Genomic DNA, 20,053 nt, shown 5'->3' with positions numbered 1-20,053 from the left:
GGAACAACGAACCTACAGCAGACACAATGCTTATGCGTATTGATAAGCTGCATAGTATGTTGTTTTTAGGACGTTTTACAACCAATCCGCGATCGGAGGCAGCAGAGAATTGGGACTATTTCGAATCGAACTGACTGTTCTGTCCGTGATCCAATAAGTGAGAAATCTCACAAGAACGTGAATATTCTGGCCGTAAAACTCTACGCCCCGCCCGACACGAACACGCCCAGACCCACCACTATACTCCATAACATATTGTTTTCTTGAGTTTTTATGTTTGCGATCGGTCTGATCAGAGGCACGATGGCACCCATCTGAGCGTCAAGAAAAGGCAGGACGATGCGCGCAAAAGACGCTACACTGTCGGCATCCCCCCGCGTCATTCTCGACCCTGCGAGTCATGAGGACGGTAGCGGTGAGGGTCTGCGGGCGCTGATACGAGCCCTCGCCCGGCAGGCGGCGCGGGATTACGTTGAACATGAAAACGGACCGATCCGTACACGATCGCAGGAATGATAGGAGGTCCTTATGAAGGTCGCGCTCTACGCCCGTTATTCTTCCGACAACCAGCGCGATGCCTCCATTGAGGATCAACTGAGGCTGTGCCGCGAGTATGCGGCCCGTCAGGACTGGAACGTCGTCGACAGCTATAGTGACAGAGCCGTCTCTGGTGCCTCCCTGCTTCGTCCTGGCATTCAGGAACTGATGCAGGACGCGCAACGTGGGAAGTTTTCGATCATTCTCGCCGAAGCCATGGACCGTCTTTCACGCGACCAGGAAGATATCGCCGGGCTGTTCAAGAGAATGAAGTTTGCCGGGGTGCGGATCATCACGCTTTCGGAGGGCGACGTCACCCAACTCCACGTCGGCCTGAAGGGCACCATGAATGCCCTCTTTCTGCAGGATCTGGCGGATAAAACGCGGCGTGGCCTACGGGGACGCGTCGAATCCGGCAAGTCCGGCGGCGGTCTGTGCTATGGATACGATGTCGTACGAAAATTCGATGCTGCCGGGGAAGCTGTACGCGGAGAGCGGACGATCAATGTCGGCGAAGCCGCGATCGTGCGGCGCATATTCCGTGAATATGCGGACGGCAAGGCGCCAAGGGCGATCGCGCTCGATCTCAATGCCGAAGGAATCGTCGGACCGTTGGGTGGCGCCTGGGGGCCTTCTACCATCCACGGGAACCGTGACCGCGGCACCGGCATCCTCAACAACGAGCTTTATATCGGCCGGCTGATCTGGAACCGCCTTCGCTATCTGAAGGATCCGGAAACTGGAAAACGCGTCTCGCGCCTGAATCCAGAAAGTGAATGGATCCTGCAGGAGGTTCCCGAACTTCGAATTGTCGAGCCTGACCTGTGGGAAGCTGCCAAGGTTCGTCAGGCAACAACAACGTGGTCGCAAAAGACACGTGGTGATGGTGTCCATCCTCTGAACAGCCTCAAGCGCCCTCGTCACCTCTTCACTGCGATGACACGTTGCGGCTGCTGTGGCGGTGGCTTTTCAATGATCTCGAAAACTCTGCTCGGCTGTTCGACGGCGCGCAACAAGGGCACATGCGACAATCGCATGACCATTCGCCGCGACGTGCTCGAGAAGTCTGTGCTTAACGGGCTACGGACGCGCCTCATGGACCCTGCGCTGTTCAAGGAGTTCTGTGATGAATTCACCCGGGAAGTGAACCGCGTGAGAATGGAGCGAGGCGCAGATCTCGCCGCGATGCGTGCCGAGTTGCCGCGGGTGGATCGTGAGCTTGATAAGGCGATCCAGGCCATTCTCGACGGCGTACCCGGCGTCAAGTTGAAGGACAAGATCGGAAGGCTGGAGGCCCGCAAGGAAGAACTGACGGCTCTGCTTGCCGATGCACCCCCGCCGCCGCCTCTCCTGCATCCGAACATGGCTGTAATCTACAAGGAACGCATCGAGGCCCTGTACGAAAACCTTCAGAAGGAGGACGCGAGTCTTGAGGCGGTCGAGAGACTGCGCGCTCTGGTCTCACGGATCAAACTGATTCCGCAGGATGGCGAGCTTGCTATCTTCCTCGAAGGAGACCTCGCGGCTATCCTGAACTTCTCCTCCAACAAAAAAAGCGCCGCAGTCCATCCGGACCATGGCGTTCTTCAGTCGTTCATTGAACAGGATTCATTGGTTGCGGGGGCAGGATCTAACCGATACCGACACTCGCTAGAAATCGCCATCTGATATTTACGATTTATGCAACAACGAGTTCTGATTTTTACTTGCACCGTTCGCAAAAAAACCGAAAGGCCATTAGTCTGCGTTAAAATTTAGTCCTATTTTATCTTTATCATTTGACAGACCGCCTATCGCCAACTTCCCGCAATCAATTCAGCTTGCTTGATGACCAGATCCACCGCCGCCCGCTGCAAGTCGGGCGGATAACCATAACGGGCAAGTAGCTTGCGAACCTCGATCCGCATCTTAGCCCGTACGCTCTCCTTGCGCGTCCAGTCGATCGAAACCGAAGAGCGAATAGTAGCCGTGAGAATCTGTGCCAAAGTGCGCAATGCATCGTGCGCCATCAGATCACGAGCCGATCCATTTTCGGCGAGCGCATCATAGAAGGCGAGCTCTTCTTCGGAAAGAGCAAGTTCCTCTCCTCGGCTCTTTGCTGCACTCAACTCTTTGGCGAGCGCAATCAATTCTTCGATAACTTGCAGACTGTCAACCGCTCGATTATGATAACGACGTAGCGTCTCATCGAGGCGGTCGGTGAGCTTCCGTGCTTCGACCAGATTGGAACTGGTCCGCGCCTTAATCTCCCCTTCCAGTAGCCGACGAAGCGTTTCAACCGCTAAACTCGGTTGACGACTGGAGCGCGCCTCGGCGAGGAACTCGTCGGACAAGATAGAAAGGTCTGGCCTCTCCAGACCAGCAGACTGGAAGACGTCAAGTATGCCATCTGACATGACAGCTCGCGAAAGGAGTTGTCGAATGTCGCGCTCAATGTCGAAACGGCTGCGGACACCGCCTTTGGTGTATTTGACGAGATTTGTCCGAATCGCGGCCATGATCGCAATCTCGTCACGTCGCACGGCTACTCGTTCGTCACCGGCACTGATCGCATAAGCGATCTCCATTTCAAGACTGGTCTCGACGAAACGGTCACGCTGCTGCGTGGACAGCAAATGTTCCAGACACTGCTTCAGAACTGTGAGACGCTCGCCAGGAGAGGCATTAAAGAAACGCCTCCAGGCAACCCCCTCCAGTAAAGTTTCTGCACTTTCAAGTCGCAAAAGAGTTTGACGGACAGCCTCGTCCAGATCGGGCCTCACCTGATCACGGTCACGTTCTGTGTATTGCGCAAGCGCCTCGCGCAACTCGGTTCCGACTCCAAGATAATCGACCACTAATCCACCTGGCTTATCGCCCCAGACCCGATTCACACGCGCAATCGCCTGCATAAGTCCGTGCCCACGCATAGGCTTGTCGATATAGAGGGTATGAAGCGACGGTGCGTCGAATCCCGTCAACCACATATCCCGCACGATAACGAGGTCGAAGCCCGATGTGGGATTCTTAAATCGTTCAGCGAGTTCTTCGCGCTGCCTCTTGCTTCTTAGGTGCGGTTGCAACAGTTCTGGGTCGGTATTCCCCTTACCGGTGATAACTACCTTGAGCATTCCGGTGGCGTCATCGCGAGGGTCCGCAGACACCCAGTCCGGGCGAAGCACCGCAATCCGATTGTACAACTCTACGGCTACACGCCGACTGATCGTGACAATCATGCCCTTGCCGCCACCTAGCGCTTCGCGACGCGCTTCAAAATGGGCGACAATATCGCGTGCGACTTCATGAATTCGGTCAGGTGCACCGACTACCTCTTCGAAGCGACCTAACTTCCCCTTCTCGTGCTCAACCGCTGCTTCGTCACCCTCAGACAACTCCTCCGCCAGCGCGTCCAACTCCTCACGTTCATTTTCGCTGAGTTCCAACCGTAGTTTGGCGAGCCGCGCAGTGTAATGAATAGGCACTGTTGCCTTGTCGGTCACAGCTTGGGTCATATCGTAAGTATCGATCACGTCGCCAAACACAGCCTGCGTGTTGCGATCCTTCTCCTCGATAGGAGTGCCGGTGAAACCGACGAAAGTCGCATTTGGGAGCGCCTGACGGAGATACTCGGCGAACCCGACCGTCTCGCGCACGCCGTTCCGGTCCACCACGAAACGCTTGCGAAGGCCATATTGCGACCGGTGCGCCTCGTCGGCGATGACGATGACATTCCGGCGGTCCGTCAACAGGGGGTGACCGTCCTCGTCTCCTCGGAACTTTTGAATGCCCGTGAAAACTAGGCCGCCGATGTCGACAGCAAGAAGCTGGCGCATTTCGGCGGCGCTATTCGCCTGACGAGGCGTCCCGCGCAGCGCCGAAATATGGTGATTGAAGATACCGAAAAGCTGATCGTCCAGATCGTTGCGATCAGTCACAATCACCACGGTCGGATTACGCAGCGGCTTAGCAAGCTGAAGTTGACGCACGAAAAACAGCATGGTGAGCGATTTGCCCGAGCCCTGCGTGTGCCAAATCACGCCGCCGCGCCGTCCACCGCCCTCAGCCGCAGCGTGCTCGGTCGATACCAACGCCTTCCGGACGGCATGAAACTGATGATAGCCGGCAAGCTTCTTCGATTTCACCACACCGTCGACCACCTCGAAGGCCACGAAATCGACTATGAAGTCGAGAAAGCGCTCGGGCGCGAACACGCCACGGATCAGCACTTCCAGTTCAGGCCGACTCCCGTCATCAAGCGTATCGCCTTCAATCGTGCGCCATGGGCCGAACCGGTCCAGCCCAGCCGTGAGCGAGCCAATGCGTGCGTCCAGACCATCGCTGATGACGAGCACCTGGTTGGTGCGGAGTAGCTCGGGGGCTTTCGCCTTGTAATTCTGAAGCTGGTGCCAAGCGCTCTCTAGCGTCGCATGTTCATGCACCGGACTCTTCAGTTCCAGCACTGCCAACGGCAGTCCGTTGACGAAAGCCGTGACGTCGGGGCGGATGATCTCGCGCTCGCCCTGCACGACAAACTGGTTGGCGACGAGCCAGCGATTGGCGGACAGATTCTGACGGTCGAACAAGCGCAAGCCAACCGTCCGCGTCTCGCCATTCTCGACGATCTCGACAGGCACGCCGGACGCGAGCATCGTGTGAAATGCTCGGTTATTCTCCTTGAGTTCCTGACTTGGCACACTGAGCACGGCCTGAACCGCCGTATCAACCATGGCGGCCGTCGCATCAGGATTGAGCGTTGCCAGGGCGCTCCTGAGTTCCGGCTCCAGCACGCACTGACGATAATCGCGCCGTGCGCCGATCGGTCCGTCAGGCGCAAGATGGTCGCCTGGCAGCGTGCGCCAACCGACCAGATCGAACCACGACAACGCCGCCAGTTCTACCGCTTCCTCACGGACGGAATGTGACGCGCCTGAACCGGGACGTGGGAGGTCTGTCACGCGGCAGCCTCGGCATCTTCGGCAGCCGACGACTCGGCGTTCCACTCGGTACGCAACGCTTCGTATTGTGTTGGATCAAGCGCGAACAGCACCCGACTCGCCCAATATTCGCCCTCACCGATCGTCAGACTCCCCCATTCGTCGTCCAACGCGTCGTTCCATGCGGGGTAGTCTTCAAATCTCTCGGTTATTGGTTCGGAGGGTGCTGGCGCGCGGCTCCACGCAATCTCGAACAAAAAAGCAACAAGCGTATCGCATAACCCGCCGAGCATAGCTGCATGATGACGCTGGAGCGTGCTCCAGTCGAGTGAGCCGCCGTGCCGCATTCCCGGGATATTGCTAAGTTCCGCCAAGGCGCTGATCGTGCCGTTGAGACTACCAAGGAGCTTGCGAATAGCTGCGTCGACCCGATGCGAATCCGGATGGCCGTCAAGCGCGAAATCCAGCGCCTGGATGATACGTTTGTTCTGGGCAGGAAAGTCCTCTCCAGCGAGCGAAGAAAGACCCAGATGCGGCGCAATAGAGTGAAATGTGGCCTCAAAAAGCGCGCGAACACGTTCCAGGCAGCGGTCCGGTTCGCCGATAATCGCGCTTTCCAAAGCTTCTACATGGACTCTGAGTCGGCTCGCCCGGTCCGGATGACTGTCAATCAAAGCGCGAAGAAGCTGGAGAGTATAAGCCATCTCAGGCGGCCACTACCGTCTGTTCGGCATCGCGGATACGCAGTTCGCCGAAGATCAGCTTGGGAAGAAGCGTATCACGGAGGGTGGCGAGAGCACGGGACTGTTCAGCGACGACTTTCATCTTCCCTAGTAAGGGCGTGACCGCAGCCTCGTAAATGGCAGCGAGCGCATGTGGCGGCCTGTTAGTGCTAACACTTGCAAAAGTCGACCGCGTAATTGTGTCAAATACCGATCCATGAGTCTGTGTCCGCAAGGCCTCCAGTGACGACTGAATTAGAAAATAAATAAAAAACGGCCCATAATTGTCTTTTGCAATCGCAGCATAACATGATTGGTTTATTGCCATCGGTCGACCAACCAACGCTATTTTTCCCACGGTACCGCGAGCAGTGACGATCGTAGCGTTCTCTGGCAGTAGAGTCGCGGCACAGTTCGCCAGACCGGCCTGAGTGAGCATTCGTTTAGTATCATGCACATAAATCCCCGACACGGGCGTATCAACCACGGAAAACCATGGGACGTCGCCGTCCCAGTAATCGGCCACCGAGGTCTTCGGCGTCCCCCCCCCCTCCAGATCGAAGAAATCGAGCAGTGTTGCTGCATTCCATCCCTCCGGCAAACCGTCTTTGCCTAGCTGGTCGGGGAACAAGACAGCAACGCCGTCGGGAAGCTTGGCAGGGCGGCCTTCGGCCTTAGCTCGTACTGGACCAAAATCGACGAACCAACTCTTGAACAATGCCTGCGCCATCGCTTCCAGTGTCTTCGCCACTTGACGGTTCAGCTTGATTTTATCGTCCAACACTCCGAGTATATCTACGATTCTATTTTGTATTATTTGACTCGGAACAGGGATTTCAATCCTATTTAGATTACTTTGAGTAAGCTTCGGCATAACCGCACCAGTTAGGTACGACGATATATCTGTGCATTGAAGTGCATAGTTAATGAAACGCGTGCTCGCATTACCATTGCCGGTAACGACGTGGGCATGGTTATTAACCCAGAAGCGTCCCGACGCCATAAATGCAACGGGCGTTTGGCGAGTGCGCAGATTTTCTCCGTCTTCTGCAATTAAAAGATACTCTCCATCAAAAATATAATCGTTGACATAGTCTACAATACCGGAGGCTCCATAATAAGGATATAACCCTAGCCTCCGGTCTGCCTCCTTTATCGGTACTCGTCTAGCATCGTAATTAATAGTCAATTCACTCAGCGGGAAGAACGGCCAGTTACCAACCATAACCCACCCCTGCCAACGCACTACGAATGCGCTCGTCGAGTTTAGCTCCCTCAGCCATTTGCTCTCGCAGCGTTGCAGTCAGTCGCTGCATCTTGGCGTCAAACGTCTCATCTTCCTCGTCCGCAGCCACCGTTCCGACATAGCGGCCTGGAGTCAGCACATAGCACTTCCCAGCAATCTCGGCAGTAGTCGCCATGCTTGAAAAACCCGGCTCATCGACATACCGGCCGCCCTTCTCACGCCAAGCGTGATAAGTGTCTGCCACCTTAGCGATGTCGGCTTCGCTCAGCACCTTCAGCGTGCGGGACTGCATTGTGCCGAGGCCGCGAGCATCAATGAACAGTGTCTCGCGCCGACGATCACGCAGTGTCTTGTCTTTCACCAGCCCATTAGACTTGTCGCGCGCCAGAAACCAGAGGCAGACCGGGATCTGGGTGGTGGAAAAAAGCTGCCCCGGCAGACTGACGATGCAGTCCACTAGGTCCGCTTCGATGATCGCGCGGCGGATGTCGCCTTCGCCGGATTGCTGGCTGGAAAGAGAGCCATTCGCCAGCACGAAACCCGCCACGCCATGCGGCGCCAGATGGCGGATAAAGAGTTGCACCCAAGCGAAGTTTGCGTTGCCCGCTGGCGGCACGCCATAAGGCCAGCTCTGACCCGTACGCGCCCGCTCTCCGCCCCAGTCGCTGTCGTTAAACGGTGGGTTGGCAAGCACAAAGTCAGCTTTCAGTCCAGGATGCAAATCCTCAAGGAAGCTATCCGCCCATTTCGGTCCGAGGTCCGCCTCAATGCCCCGAATGGCAAGGTTCATCTTGGCGAGCCGCCAAGTGGTTGGATTGGACTCTTGCCCAAAGATCGACAACTCGCGTTTTGCCTTCACGGGATCAACATACTGTGTTGAATGCGCCTCCACGAAGCGTTCCGACTGCACGAACATGCCACCCGAACCGCAGCATGGGTCGTAGACGCGCCCTTTGAACGGTTGGATCATTTCCACTAGCAATCGCACGATGCAACCGGCGGTATAAAACTGGCCGCCACGCTTACCCTCAGCGATGGCAAATTGGCCAAGAAAATACTCATACACGCGCCCCAGCATGTCCTGCCCGTGGTGCGCATCTTTGAATGCCAGATCGGAAAAGAGCTTGACGACCTCGCCGAGCCGAATCTGATCAAGTTCCGGCCGTGCATAATTTTTGGTCAACACGCCCTTTAACGAGGGGTTTTCAGTCTCTAGCGCGATCATGGCGCGGTCGATCAGCGAGCCGATGCTGGGGTCGACACTGGTGGCGTTCTCCTTCAAGAACGTCCAGCGTGCTTCCGCAGGCACCCAAAACACGTTGTCACCGAGATAAAGATCACGTTCTTCAACAAGATCGCGCTCTTCCGGATCGGCCTCCGCTTGGGCGCGCCGTTCGTCAAAGCGGTCGGAAATGTACTTTAAAAAAATGAGCCCGAGCGCGACATGCTTGTACTCCGCTGCGTCCATGTTGCCGCGGAGCTTATCCGCTGCTGCCCAGAGTGTCGCCTCGATTGCGGGCTTGCTCGAAGTTCGTGCAGCTACGCCTGAACCCTTTGGCCTTCTGGACACCTAAGAAATTCTCCCGCTCACACTCAAAAAATAGCATTGTAACAGGAGCGTGGCTCAAGGCAAGCTCGGCTTTCAAGTAGCATAATATTTGAAGGAGAGTTCCCAGCTTATTTGAACAATCGCGCAGGTCAACACACTGATGCCTACTGGATCGTCGCTATCTGATCGGTGCGGTTAACAATTCTGATCGACATCCTTACTAAGCCGCCTTACTTGTGTCCTGTAACATCCCGCACCCGCTCGTTGAGGAATCGGTGCCCCTTCGCCAGCCGCCGGACGAGCACGTCATTGAACCGGGCATACATCTCCGCGCCCCGCTCCTTCGCGGCCTCGTTCTCGTTCGCCGGAATGGGAAGCTGACGCATCATCCAGGCATGGGTATAGAGCGCGAATGCCTCGCCCAGCACGGCGACCGCTTCGTCCACATCGTCGATCCGCCGCCCGAGCCGGTCCAGACGCTTCGACAGCGCCGCATCCCGGCGTGCATCGTCCTCGCCGGAGACCAGCGACAGCACCGCCGCCTCGATCACCGCCGATTTCGACACCTTCCGGCGCTCCGCCAACGCCTCGACCTGCTTCAGCAGGCCGGGCTCGAAATACACGTTCATCCGCTGTCGTCTGGTCATCACCGTGTTCCCGGATTGAAGGTCCGATGACAGAGTGCGCTGAAATTTTCCCGGCGCAAGTCCTTGTTGGATCGGCATAGTACAGGAGCGTAGCCAGGCGTAAAATTGGCGGTTCCTGTCGATTTTTGTCTATCTTCCGAAACGACTCGTGGTGCTTTCCCGCTACAGGCCGAGTCCCCTGCCCCGGCCCAGTTCCCAGGAGATGCCGCCATGCTCGTCCATGGAGATTGCCATCTCCTTCTGGCGCTGTCTGCCGATCTCCGGACGCCAGGGCACCAGCGAGAATTCATGTCCGCTCTCCATTACCGCGAAACGCCCGCTGGCCAGATCGACCGGGCCTTTCAGCGTGCCCTGGATGGTCTCGAACCGGTCAAGCGGACGCCATAACTTCCCCCGCTTCTCGGCCATGGCCTGCCCGACCCGTTCCACTTCCCGCCCTTCCAGCGTCGCCAGCAGGTTCTTGCGATAGCGGACCATGCCCTCCGGAGTGAGGCTGGCGTCCCCACGGTCGATCAGGGCTTTTTGCCGTCTGGCCAGGGCGTCACCGACCTCGCCCCCGAAGCCTGCCTCCACCCGGTCGCCGTCCCGGCTAGTCCCGGCCACCAGACGCCGGTCGAGCCAGGTCGCGCCATCGGAGCCGATCTGCGCCTCAAGATCGAAGGCCGACAGCAGCCGCACCGTCGCCTTCGGCGCACGGGCGGCGTCATAAGCGATGGAGCGTTGCTGGAAGTCTTCCGGGATACGCCAGCGGTCGGCCTCCAGCCGCTCCACGATCCCCGCCCTCCGCAGAGCCTCCAGACGGCGAACATACCCCTTGATCAGGTCTTCCGGCGTGCCTTTGACGCTCCAGCGGTCGAGTTGCATCCGCTCCAGATGGGCGGAAGGGCGATAGATCCCGTCCTCGGTATGGGCGAGGATCGCCCGGTCTGACGGGCGCGGCTTGTCGGGGACCGGAGCGGCGGCGATCTCCACGATCGCGCCAGCGGGGATGTCCTCCATCTGGGCGGGATCGAAACCCCGCAGATGATGCGCCCGTCCGTCGATCCCATCGACCACCAGCGACAGTTTCTCCCCGAGTTCGTCCGTCAGGTGCCGGTCGATCAGTCGCCCGATCACGGGCTTCTCGGGGGGCTCGCCATGGAAGAGGAAATGCGCGGGATCTCGTGTCGGCGCATTGCCCTTGTCGCGCGCCTTCAGGGCGCGGTGCATCTGCCGGGTGATGTCGTCCCGTTCGCCCAAATTCCGCAGACGCTCTTCCAGCCGCTCGTCGAGCGTCCACCGCCCCGGCGCTGTCTGGTTCGCCAGCCCCATGCGCTCCAGCTTCGCAAGGCGCGACAGGCGCAGCCGCCGGTCCACCAGATCCGAGGCTGGCGTCTCGATACCGGAGCGCATGTCGAGGCTACCATCCCGCGCCTGCGCCAGCAGGGCACGGTCGATGCGGGTGAAGCGGTCGCGGTCGATCTCGTTTTCCAGTTTCTGGCGCAACTCGATCTCGGACACGGGACCGAGTTCCAGCGTCACGAATTCGGAGGCGCGTTCGCGGAGGCCGTGGGTGATGTAGCTGCCATCGATGACAAGGTCTTTGCCCTGGTCGTCGCGGCCATTGACCACGACATGGACATGGGGATGCGCGGTGTTGAAATGGTTCACCGCCACCCAGTCCAGCCGCGTACCGAGATCGGCTTCCATCTGCGTCATCAGGTCGCGCGTGAAGTCCGTCAGATCATCCATCCGGTCGGCATCTTCCGGTGAGACGATGAACCTGAACTGATGCCGGTCCTCCGCGCCACGTTCGAGGAAGGCTTTCACATCGGCGCGGTCGGTCTCCGCGCCATAGAGGACACCCCGCTCGCCGTCGCGGGAAGTCCCGTCGCGCTGGATGTAGCGCAGGTGGGCGGCGGACCCGCCTCCCTTCCCGGCCTGACGCACCACCCTCGCCTTCACCGTCACACGCCGAGAACCAGGAATCTGATGACGCCAGCCGGCAATCCCACGCGCCCGGACGAAGGACGCGCCACGCCCGCGCCCCACGCCACGGTAAGACACGGAACGCGACGCGCTCCCCGCACGCGAGATCGCACCCAACCCGGAAGATGAGCGGCGGCCATTGCCGCCGCCTGACCCGCCGCCTCCCCTCTTTCCGGGGGACAGGGATTGCCGACGAACCTGTGTACGAACCGCAGCCAGAAAGTCCGTGCGACCACGCGCCGCACCGCCCTTCGAGCGGATGCGTCCCGGTCGGGGACGGAACGCGGTGTCGTCATCCTGCGCCATGGCCAGACCTCGCGAAAACCGGGCTTTTCGGGGAACAGTGCCGTCAGAAAGGGCGGGAAACCCTCACTCCTGAAAAATGACGGCTCAGACCATAGAAATCCAGAGTGCCACTTAAACTTTCCCTAACCCCATGTGCAGACAGAGCAAACCGCAGGTCAGGACCGGCAGGAGTGCCGGTTCCTTTAATCTTGCCCTCACGTTTTTTCTTCTTTCCGGCCTCTGAATTCGGCTTTTCCGAATCTGATGCCCCCTTGCCAACCTGACCGGAATGACTGGCAAAACCTGCCACGAAGCGCCTCGCGCCACCACGCGAACTGGACGACGAAACGCTGCCGCGACCTATCTTCGGTGCATCTTATGACGTGCCGAACACACGTCAAAATCATGCGTCGGACGTGATCGGAAGCGACATCCGAACATCATCGGGAACTGTCAAAGTGATGACGCTCACGGTGACGATGACCAATCGGTCAACCTGCGCTCGTTGTGCATCCAGACGGGCCATCCACCCCCTGCGTATGGTGTTCCGGATGCGGGAAAACGCGTGTCACTGAACGTCGGATCGTTCGTCGAATGGGTGTTCGAAGGAGCGCCAAAGGCGACCCGAAATAGACGCGGCGGCACAGCCGACGCCTTCCGCTCGCGGCGCGAAGCGCCGCGTTGTCCCGGCACAAAACGAACGCGACAGGAGGATGGAAAAGCTGACCGGAAAGAGAAGGGAAAGGCAGGGGCAAACGTCGGTAAGCTAGACGCGGGAAGCACACTCAATGCAACGCGCGACGACGCAGCCATGCCCGATGCCGTGCTTTGGTATAGGGATCGGGCTGCTGCCGTGCCTCCAGCCGATGGTGCAGGTGACGCCAGTAATCGGGACTGACCTCTGTCGGGTCGATGTCCAGCGCCTCGATCGCGTCGATCGCTCCCAGTACACGCTGGACGCGCGGCCATGAAGTCTGGTGCAGCAACACCTCGCCGCCCGGCCGCACGCATGGGACAGTCTGGTAGTCTTCGCCGGAGCCGACCGTGCGCACGATGTCGATGTGCGATTCAACCGTGCCATACCCGTTGGCAGCCCAGCGGACGAAGGCGAACACACTGCCGGGCGCGAAGCTTAGCATGCGCCGCTGACGGTCGAGGATCGTGTCCGCGACCGGCCGCCCGAAGCGCAGCCAGCGTTCCACCTGCTTCTCGATCCACGTCAGTTCAACCGTCGTGATCAGGACGGACGGATCGTCGGGCATCACGTCTGTTTCCTCTTCACGGTCGGCTCATCAGACGACACGAATGCCGATGGAAGAATGGAGGAACCCGTTATTGAGGTTGAGATGGAGATGCCGGATAAAGCCGGCGGGCGACCCGTTCCATGGTCAATCCCTGCACGATGATGGTGAACACCACCACACCGTAACAGACGGGCAGCAACAGATCACGCAGTTCTCCGGGCGGTAGACCAAGCGCCAGTGAGACCGAAATACCACCTCGCAGCCCGCCCCAGGTCAGGACGCCGAGAACGCGGCCCCGTTCCCATTGACGAAGATGGACCGGAAGGGTCGAGAACAGCACGCTCAAAGCCCGCACGGCAATGGACAGGGGGATTACGGCAAGTGTCGCCAGAACCGTAAACAGATGCGGCGTGATCTCAAGGATTTCAAAGCCGATCAGCATGAACAGCAGGACGTTCAGGACCTCGTCAATGAGTGACCATGCGACGTCGAGTTCCTTGCGCGACGCTTCATCAAAAATGGAATGGCTGTAACGTGTTCCGAAACAAAGACCGGCGACAACGACCGCGATCGCGCCTGACATGCCAAGCTGGTTGGCGATGCTGAAAGTTCCGGTCGCAAGAGCCAGCGACGTCAGCAGGTCGATATGCGGATCCCGCTGCGCCTTGAGCACACGGAGCGCGATCCATCCCGTGAGCGCTCCGAGAAAACCGCCACCGAGCGCCTCGCGGCAGAAGCTCAGGGCAATTCCGGACGCGGCCACTCCCTGACTGTCTCCGGTCGCCAATCCGATCGTTACACCGAAAATGACAACGCCCACGCCATCATTGAACAGGCTTTCTCCCGCAAAAACAGCCTGAAGCGGTCCCGGTAGTCCCAGACGTTTCAGCATTCCCACGACCGAAACCGGGTCGGTGGGCGCGAGGATGGCACCCAGCACGATGCACCATGCGAAGGGAACGGTATGGCCTAGCAGCGGGAAGACAGACCATGCCGCGATCGCCAGAAAGGCGACGGCCAGCACGGTCCCCAGGACAGAGAGGGCGGTGACGGAGGCAAGCTTTGCGCGCAGATGCCCGACATTGACCTGCATGGCGCCGGCAAAAAGCAGCAGCGACAGCGCGCCATTCAGAAGTGCCGCAGGCAGATTGATGGCGCCGAGTACAGATCGCGGAAGGGCCTGAAGATCATAGGCCGGAATCAGCGGATTCAGGACCATCACCAGAAGCGATGTCAGCAACGAGAAGACAAGCACACCAATCGTGACCGGAACGCGGAACGTATGGTGATTAAGAATGCTGAAGCCTGCCGAGAGGCTCAGCAGCAGGGCAAGGAGGCTGATCGTATCCATGCCCCTCCGCTGGCCGCTCAGGCGCTTTACGTCAAGAAAAACCGGGACATGGTCCATTAGCGGGAGGGCTTGACGGTTTGATGAATGGCAGAAGCCGCAGTCACCCAATCAGCGAGTCGTAACCTCAAACCAACCATTCACCAACTTGTGATTTCCCGTTTTATGTACAAAACACCGCCAAATGTACGCCTGACTACGCCCCAGTACGCAGCAGCAGATACACGCCGACAATCCATTGGAATGGCTATATTTTTTCGGTTGCGCGGCAATTTTCAGCGCGTGATCCTGCTGCCCTCTCCAGACGGAAAGGGCAGGACGATGACGGACGAAAACCGCATATCGAACGCCGGACCGAATTCTCCGGCCAACGATAACGAACCCACGGACAATATCCAGTCCGCTCTTCCCAATCCGGCCATGAAGGCGCGAACGGACGCACTGATCCTCGTCCTGGCGCGCCTGCTGGGACGGCAGATCGCCCGCGAGGAATTCGAGCGGCGGCTGGGCCAGATCGCCAACGACAACGATCCCGCCAGCAGGGCCAGGCCGGAACAGGAGGAATGAGATTATCCTTGAGAAAGAGGTATTATACGTATAATTTGGGCATCACCACTCCATCAGCAGGATGCCCCGCTCATGCCCACCGTCGGCGCCCTCGAATTCCAGCGCAAATTCGGCGAATTCCAGCATCAGGCCCAGCGTGAGCCGGTTGAGATCACCCGGCACGGCCGCCGTGAATATGTGCTGATGTCCGCCGATCATTATGACTGGCTCCGCGCGGCGGCCCAGCGAAGCCACCGGATGGAGGATGTGTCCGACGTGGTGCTGGCTGCTGTGGAGCGCGCCGAGATGGACCCCGAACATGCGCATCTCGACGAGTTGCTGAAATAAGGGCCGTCGGTGTCGTTTCCCGAACCGAAGCCGGGCCTCGTGATCCGTTACGATTATCTGTGGACGCATGAGACCGCGCGAGGACAGGATCAGGGCAAGGATCGTCCCGCCTGCCTCGTTGCGGCCAGCGACAGCGTGCTGCGGCCCCGCTACGTCGTGCTTCTGCCAATCACGCATACGCCGCCTTCCGGCGATACGGTCGGGATCGAGATACCACCGAAGGTCAAGGCAGCGATCGGACTGGATGACGTGCCAAGCTGGGTGATTGTCTCGGAGCACAACGTCGATGAATGGCCGAGCGGCGGTGTATCGCCGGTCCCCGGCAAGGCGGGTGTTTTCGCCTACGGTTTTATTCCGCCGGGCCTGTTCAGCCAGATTAAGGCGGAGTTTGTCGCCCTCGCCCGACAGAAGAAAAGTGCTGCCGTGCGTCGCTGACTGTGGAAAACTGGCAAGGATAAGGAAGTAAGGTCATGACCCGTGTCGCGCTCTATGCCCGCTATTCCTCGGACAACCAGCGGGCGGCCTCGATCGAGGACCAGTTCCGTCTCTGTGAAGAGCGCGCCACGCGCGAGGGGTGGCAGGTGGTGGAGTACTACCGCGACGCGGCCATCTCCGGGGCCAGCATGATCCTGCGTCCCGGCATCCAGACCCTGCTCCGCGATGCTCAGGCCGGGCAGTTCGATGTCGTGCTGGCCGAGGCGCTGGACCGCGTGTCCCGCGACCAGGCCGACGTCGCCACCCTGTTCAAGCGCCTGCAATTCGCGGGGGTGACCATCGTCACCCTGGCGGAAGGTGAGATCAGTGAGCTTCACGTCGGCCTCAAAGGCACCATGAACGCCCTGTTCCTCAAGGACTTGGCGATGAAGACCCATCGCGGCCTGCGTGGCCGGGTCGAGGCGGGCAAATCCGGCGGCGGGATCTGCTACGGCTATCGCGTCGTGCATCAGATGGACGGACGGGGCGAACTGATCCGGGGCGACCGCGAGATCGACGACGCACAGGCGGAAATCGTCCGCCGCATCTTCCGGGAATTCGCTTCCGGGCGCAGCGCGCTTTCCATCGCCAGCCGTCTGAACGACGAAGGTATCCCCGGCCCCAAGGGCGGTAAGTGGAACAACACCACCCTGCGGGGCAATGCCCTGCGTGGCACCGGTATTGTAAACAACGAACTTTACATCGGACGGCTGGTCTGGAACCGCCTGCGCTATCTGAAAGACCCGCAGACGGGCAAGCGTGTGTCCCGACTGAATCCACAATCGGAGTGGATCGTCACCGAAGTTCCGAATCTACGGATCATGGACGATGATCTCTGGCAGGCGGTACGCGACCGGCAGGCGCTGATCGCGGAGAAGAGCGTGAACATCAGCGCGGGTATCCGCGCCTCGATCAACAAGCTGAATGGCCAGCGCCGCCCGAAATCCCTGCTCTCGGGTCTGGTGTTCTGTGGCGTGTGCGGCGGCCCCTGCTCGATCCGGGGCGGCGACCGCTTCGCATGCTCCACCCACATGGACAACCGCTCCTGCACCAACAGGACCACGATCCGCCGCCCGGAACTGGAAGACCGGGTGCTGTCGGGTCTCAAGGACCGTCTGATGACGCCGGAAGCGGCGGCGGAGGCCATGCGCGCCTATGTGGAGGAAACCAATCGCACCAACCATGAGCGCCGCGCCAGCACAGCCGGCTGGCAGACGGAACTGACCAGGCTGCGCAAGGGGCTGAAACAGATGCTCCAGGTCATCGAGGATGGCGGTTACACACGTGGCATGGTCGAGCGGATGCGCGAAATGGAGGCCCGTGAGGATGAACTGGTCGCCCTGCTCGTCGCCCAGCCCCAGGACGTACCGGACATTCATCCCAATGTCGCAGGCATCTTCAAGCACAAGGTCGAGCGGCTGGCCGAGACGCTGAACCATCCCGAGGACCGGCAGGAAGCCTCAGAGGCCATCCGCGCGCTGATCGAGAAGATCGTGCTTCATCCCGGCAAGGGTCGGGGCGAGATGCACGTCACGCTCCATGGCGAACTTGGAAAACTGCTGGATTTCGCGGCCTCACGTGGCCAGGGAGCCGCAAACGCGAACACTCCCGGAGCGATGCTCACGGGAGTGTCGGTATCGGGTATTGCGGGGGCAGGATTTGAACCTGCGGCCTTCAGGTTATGAGCCTGACGAGCTACCGGGCTGCTCCACCCCGCGATTGTAGGGGAGACTGGAAGACCTGGCGGCGACCGACTTTCCCGTGCCTTAAGGCACAGTATCATGGGCGCTGGGGCATTTCACGGCCGAGTTCGGGATGGGATCGGGTGGATCATTCCCCGCCATTGCCACCAGGTCATCTAGTCTCCCCGGTATGGGGAGGGATGTGGATGGGTTGGTGTTTTTGTTAGGTGTTGAGAGTGGATGACTGCTGTGCATGTGTGTTGCCCTTTATGGGGGCTATGGAATGAGCCTATTGGGCGATTAGGACCAGTTAGCTGCACGCATTACTGCGCTTCCACACCTGGCCTATTGACGTGATGGTCTATCACGGCCCTTGGGGAGACCTTGTTTTGAGGTGGGTTTCCCGCTTAGATGCTTTCAGCGGTTATCCCGTCCACACTTAGCTACCCGGCTGTGCCGCTGGCGCGACAACCGGTGCACCAGAGGTATGTTCATCCCGGTCCTCTCGTACTAGGGACAAATCCTCTCAAGTCTCCAACACCCACGGCAGATAGGGACCGAACTGTCTCACGACGTTCTAAACCCAGCTCACGTACCACTTTAATCGGCGAACAGCCGAACCCTTGGGACCTGCTCCAGCCCCAGGATGTGATGAGCCGACATCGAGGTGCCAAACCTCCCCGTCGATGTGGACTCTTGGGGGAGATCAGCCTGTTATCCCTAGAGTACCTTTTATCCGTTGAGCGATGGCCCTTCCACGCGGGACCACCGGATCACTATGGCCGACTTTCGTCTCTGATCGAGCTGTCACTCTCACAGTCAGGCGGGCTTATGCCATTGCACTCGACAGCCGGTTTCCGACCGGCCTGAGCCCACCATCGCGCGCCTCCGTTACACTTTGGGAGGCGACCGCCCCAGTCAAACTGCCCACCATGCAGGGTCCCGGACCTGGCTAACAGGCCTCGGTTAGACATCAGAAACAGTCAGGGTGGTATTTCAAGGATGGCTCCACCGGAACTGGCGCCCCGGTTTCAAAGCCTCCCACCTATCCTACACAGAATGTCTCTGATGCCACTGCAAAGCTGCAGTAAAGGTTCATAGGGTCTTTCCGTCTGACCGCGGGTACCCCGCATCTTCACGGGGAATTCAATTTCGCTGAGCCGATGCTGGAGACAGCGGGGAAGTCGTTACGCCATTCGTGCAGGTCGGAACTTACCCGACAAGGAATTTCGCTACCTTAGGACCGTTATAGTTACGGCCGCCGTTTACCGGGGCTTCAATTCAGTGCTTGCACACCTCCTCTTAACCTTCCGGCACCGGGCAGGCGTCAGGCCGTATACGTCGTCTCTCGACTTCGCACAGCCCTGTGTTTTTACTAAACAGTCGCTACCCCCTGGTCTGTGCCACCCGCCGATGGTTGCCCACTGACGGGTCTTGCTTATCCCGAAGTTACGCAAGTAATTTGCCTAGTTCCTTCAGCATCGTTCTCTCAAGCGCCTTGGTATTCTCTACCAGTCCACCTGTGTCGGTTTCGGGTACGGTCTATATGCCAGAGCTATTTCCTGGAATACGCCAAAAGCCGGATCAATCCGATAAGACCCGACAACATATTGTATTCGTCACTTCTGGCAGGCCCGGGAATATTTGCCCGGTTTCCATCGACTACGGCTTTCGCCCTCGCCTTAGGGGCCGGCTCACCCTGCGCGGATTAACCTTGCGCAGGAACCCTTGGACTTTCGGCGACAGTGTTTCTCGCACTGTTTGTCGCTACTCATGTCAGCATTCGCACTTCCGATATCTCCAGAGAGGGTCACCCCGTCTCCTTCACAGACCTACGGAACGCTCCGCTACCGCGCATTCATAGAATGCACCCACAGCTTCGGCACGTGGCTTGAGCCCCGTTACATTTTCGGCGCAGGGTTTCTAATAGACCAGTGAGCTATTACGCTTTCTTTAAAGGATGGCTGCTTCTAAGCCAACCTCCTGGTTGTTTTGGAATCCCCACATCCTTTCCCACTTAGCCACGATTTGGGGGCCTTAGCTGGTGGTCTGGGCTGTTTCCCTCTCGACAATGGACCTTAGCACCCACTGTCTGTCTGCCTGGCTCATACTTCCGGGTATTCGGAGTTTGGTTAGGTTTGGTAAGGCTTTGGGCCCCCCTAGCCCATCCAGTGCTCTACCCCCCGGGGTAATACCAGACGGTCTACCTCAATAGATTTCGCGGAGAACCAGCTATTTCCGAGTTTGATTGGCCTTTCACCCCTAGCCACAGCTCATCCCCGACTTTTTCAACAGGCGTGGGTTCGGCCCTCCAGTGCGTGTTACCGCACCTTCAGCCTGGCCATGGCTAGATCACTCGGTTTCGGGTCTTCTGCCAGCAACTCGTCGCCCTATTCAGACTCGCTTTCGCTACGCCTACACCTAACGGCTTAAGCTTGCTGCAAACAGAAACTCGCTGACCCATTATACAAAAGGTACGCCGTCACCCCATAAGAGGCTCCGACTGCTTGTAGGCATTCGGTTTCAGGTCTCTTTCACTCCCCT

The 20,053-nt window shown here is 58.9% G+C and carries 14 protein-coding genes, 1 tRNA gene and 2 rRNA genes (1 of these 17 only partly in view); 5 read left to right on the top strand and 12 right to left on the bottom strand.

Annotated elements, in window-relative coordinates; translation table 11 throughout:
• Nucleotides 1-528: 528 nt before the first annotated feature.
• A complete protein-coding gene (locus GLX_RS11665) occupies nt 529-2,205 on the top strand; it encodes a recombinase family protein (protein WP_014106148.1) in 1,677 nt (558 codons plus the stop codon).
• A gap of 122 nt (nt 2,206-2,327) precedes the next feature.
• Here GLX_RS11665 and GLX_RS11660 read toward each other — a convergent pair whose 3' ends face one another.
• The 9 genes from GLX_RS11660 to GLX_RS11625 form a co-directional block, all read right to left on the bottom strand.
• A complete protein-coding gene (locus GLX_RS11660; RefSeq protein WP_014106147.1) occupies nt 2,328-5,471 on the bottom strand; it encodes a type I restriction endonuclease subunit R in 3,144 nt (1,047 codons plus the stop codon).
• Complete coding sequence (locus GLX_RS11655; RefSeq protein WP_014106146.1) at nt 5,468-6,154, bottom strand: abortive infection family protein; 687 nt, start codon at nt 6,152-6,154, stop codon at nt 5,468-5,470. Before GLX_RS11655 ends, GLX_RS11660 begins: the two co-directional genes overlap by 4 nt.
• A 1-nt stretch (nt 6,155) precedes the next feature.
• Complete coding sequence (locus tag GLX_RS11650) at nt 6,156-7,397, bottom strand: restriction endonuclease subunit S (RefSeq protein WP_014106145.1); 1,242 nt, start codon at nt 7,395-7,397, stop codon at nt 6,156-6,158.
• Nucleotides 7,387-8,988 carry a type I restriction-modification system subunit M gene (locus GLX_RS11645; RefSeq protein ID WP_014106144.1) on the bottom strand — a complete coding sequence of 534 codons (1,602 nt, stop codon included), beginning with the start codon at nt 8,986-8,988 and terminating at the stop codon, nt 7,387-7,389. Before GLX_RS11645 ends, GLX_RS11650 begins: the two co-directional genes overlap by 11 nt.
• A 209-nt stretch (nt 8,989-9,197) precedes the next feature.
• Nucleotides 9,198-9,614 (bottom strand): ribbon-helix-helix domain-containing protein, encoded by a 417-nt coding sequence (locus tag GLX_RS11640; protein WP_014106143.1) that lies wholly within the window; start codon nt 9,612-9,614, stop codon nt 9,198-9,200.
• 162 nt (nt 9,615-9,776) lie between these two features.
• Nucleotides 9,777-11,564: a relaxase/mobilization nuclease domain-containing protein gene (locus GLX_RS11635; RefSeq protein ID WP_231850334.1), complete on the bottom strand. Its 1,788-nt coding sequence runs from the start codon at nt 11,562-11,564 to the stop codon at nt 9,777-9,779.
• A gap of 367 nt (nt 11,565-11,931) precedes the next feature.
• Nucleotides 11,932-12,177, bottom strand: a complete 246-nt coding sequence (locus tag GLX_RS17400) for a hypothetical protein (protein WP_081477899.1) — start codon at nt 12,175-12,177, stop codon at nt 11,932-11,934.
• Nucleotides 12,178-12,652: 475 nt separating this feature from the next.
• Nucleotides 12,653-13,129, bottom strand: a complete 477-nt coding sequence (locus tag GLX_RS11630; protein ID WP_014106141.1) for a DUF2840 domain-containing protein — start codon at nt 13,127-13,129, stop codon at nt 12,653-12,655.
• Nucleotides 13,130-13,199: 70 nt separating this feature from the next.
• Nucleotides 13,200-14,462, bottom strand: a complete 1,263-nt coding sequence (locus tag GLX_RS11625) for a cation:proton antiporter (RefSeq protein WP_014106140.1) — start codon at nt 14,460-14,462, stop codon at nt 13,200-13,202.
• Between the two features lie 318 nt (nt 14,463-14,780).
• On the opposite strand from GLX_RS11625, the gene GLX_RS11620 reads away from it, so the two are divergent.
• The 4 genes from GLX_RS11620 to GLX_RS16745 all read left to right on the top strand — a co-directional run bounded on the left by GLX_RS11620 (nt 14,781) and on the right by GLX_RS16745 (nt 17,512).
• A complete protein-coding gene (locus tag GLX_RS11620; protein WP_041247386.1) occupies nt 14,781-15,026 on the top strand; it encodes a hypothetical protein in 246 nt (81 codons plus the stop codon).
• 72 nt (nt 15,027-15,098) lie between these two features.
• Complete coding sequence (locus tag GLX_RS16635; protein WP_010667350.1) at nt 15,099-15,353, top strand: type II toxin-antitoxin system prevent-host-death family antitoxin; 255 nt, start codon at nt 15,099-15,101, stop codon at nt 15,351-15,353.
• A 9-nt stretch (nt 15,354-15,362) separates the two neighbouring features.
• Nucleotides 15,363-15,788, top strand: a complete 426-nt coding sequence (locus GLX_RS16630; protein ID WP_014106138.1) for a hypothetical protein — start codon at nt 15,363-15,365, stop codon at nt 15,786-15,788.
• Between the two features lie 35 nt (nt 15,789-15,823).
• Nucleotides 15,824-17,512 carry a recombinase family protein gene (locus tag GLX_RS16745; protein WP_014106137.1) on the top strand — a complete coding sequence of 563 codons (1,689 nt, stop codon included), beginning with the start codon at nt 15,824-15,826 and terminating at the stop codon, nt 17,510-17,512.
• On the opposite strand, the gene GLX_RS11600 is transcribed toward GLX_RS16745, so the two are convergent.
• The 3 genes from GLX_RS11600 to GLX_RS11590 all read right to left on the bottom strand — a co-directional run.
• Nucleotides 17,472-17,545: transfer RNA gene (locus tag GLX_RS11600), tRNA-Met, on the bottom strand. The genes GLX_RS16745 and GLX_RS11600 overlap by 41 nt on opposite strands.
• Nucleotides 17,546-17,565: 20 nt before the next feature.
• Nucleotides 17,566-17,681, bottom strand: a 5S ribosomal RNA gene (rrf, locus tag GLX_RS11595).
• 108 nt (nt 17,682-17,789) lie between these two features.
• Nucleotides 17,790-20,053, bottom strand: a 23S ribosomal RNA gene (locus GLX_RS11590) (it continues 475 nt past the right edge of the window).

The sequence above is a fragment of the Komagataeibacter medellinensis NBRC 3288 genome (assembly GCF_000182745.2).
Classification (GTDB): domain Bacteria; phylum Pseudomonadota; class Alphaproteobacteria; order Acetobacterales; family Acetobacteraceae; genus Komagataeibacter; species Komagataeibacter medellinensis.
Note: the sequence above shows the minus strand (reverse complement) of the source record. Positions and strands in the feature narration are given on the sequence as shown.

Excerpts from the sequence above, each read along its gene's own strand:
- GLX_RS11665 (WP_014106148.1), top strand. The coding sequence starts at position 529 with ATGAAGGTCGCGCTCTACGCCCGTTATTCTTCCGACAACCAGCGCGAT.
- GLX_RS11655 (WP_014106146.1), bottom strand. The coding sequence starts at position 6,154 with ATGGCTTATACTCTCCAGCTTCTTCGCGCTTTGATTGACAGTCATCCG.
- GLX_RS11650 (WP_014106145.1), bottom strand. The coding sequence starts at position 7,397 with ATGGTTGGTAACTGGCCGTTCTTCCCGCTGAGTGAATTGACTATTAAT.
- GLX_RS11640 (WP_014106143.1), bottom strand. The coding sequence starts at position 9,614 with ATGACCAGACGACAGCGGATGAACGTGTATTTCGAGCCCGGCCTGCTG.
- GLX_RS11630 (WP_014106141.1), bottom strand. The coding sequence starts at position 13,129 with ATGCCCGACGATCCGTCCGTCCTGATCACGACGGTTGAACTGACGTGG.
- GLX_RS11625 (WP_014106140.1), bottom strand. The coding sequence starts at position 14,462 with ATGGATACGATCAGCCTCCTTGCCCTGCTGCTGAGCCTCTCGGCAGGC.
- GLX_RS11620 (WP_041247386.1), top strand. The coding sequence starts at position 14,781 with ATGACGGACGAAAACCGCATATCGAACGCCGGACCGAATTCTCCGGCC.
- GLX_RS16635 (WP_010667350.1), top strand. The coding sequence starts at position 15,099 with ATGCCCACCGTCGGCGCCCTCGAATTCCAGCGCAAATTCGGCGAATTC.
- GLX_RS16745 (WP_014106137.1), top strand. The coding sequence starts at position 15,824 with ATGACCCGTGTCGCGCTCTATGCCCGCTATTCCTCGGACAACCAGCGG.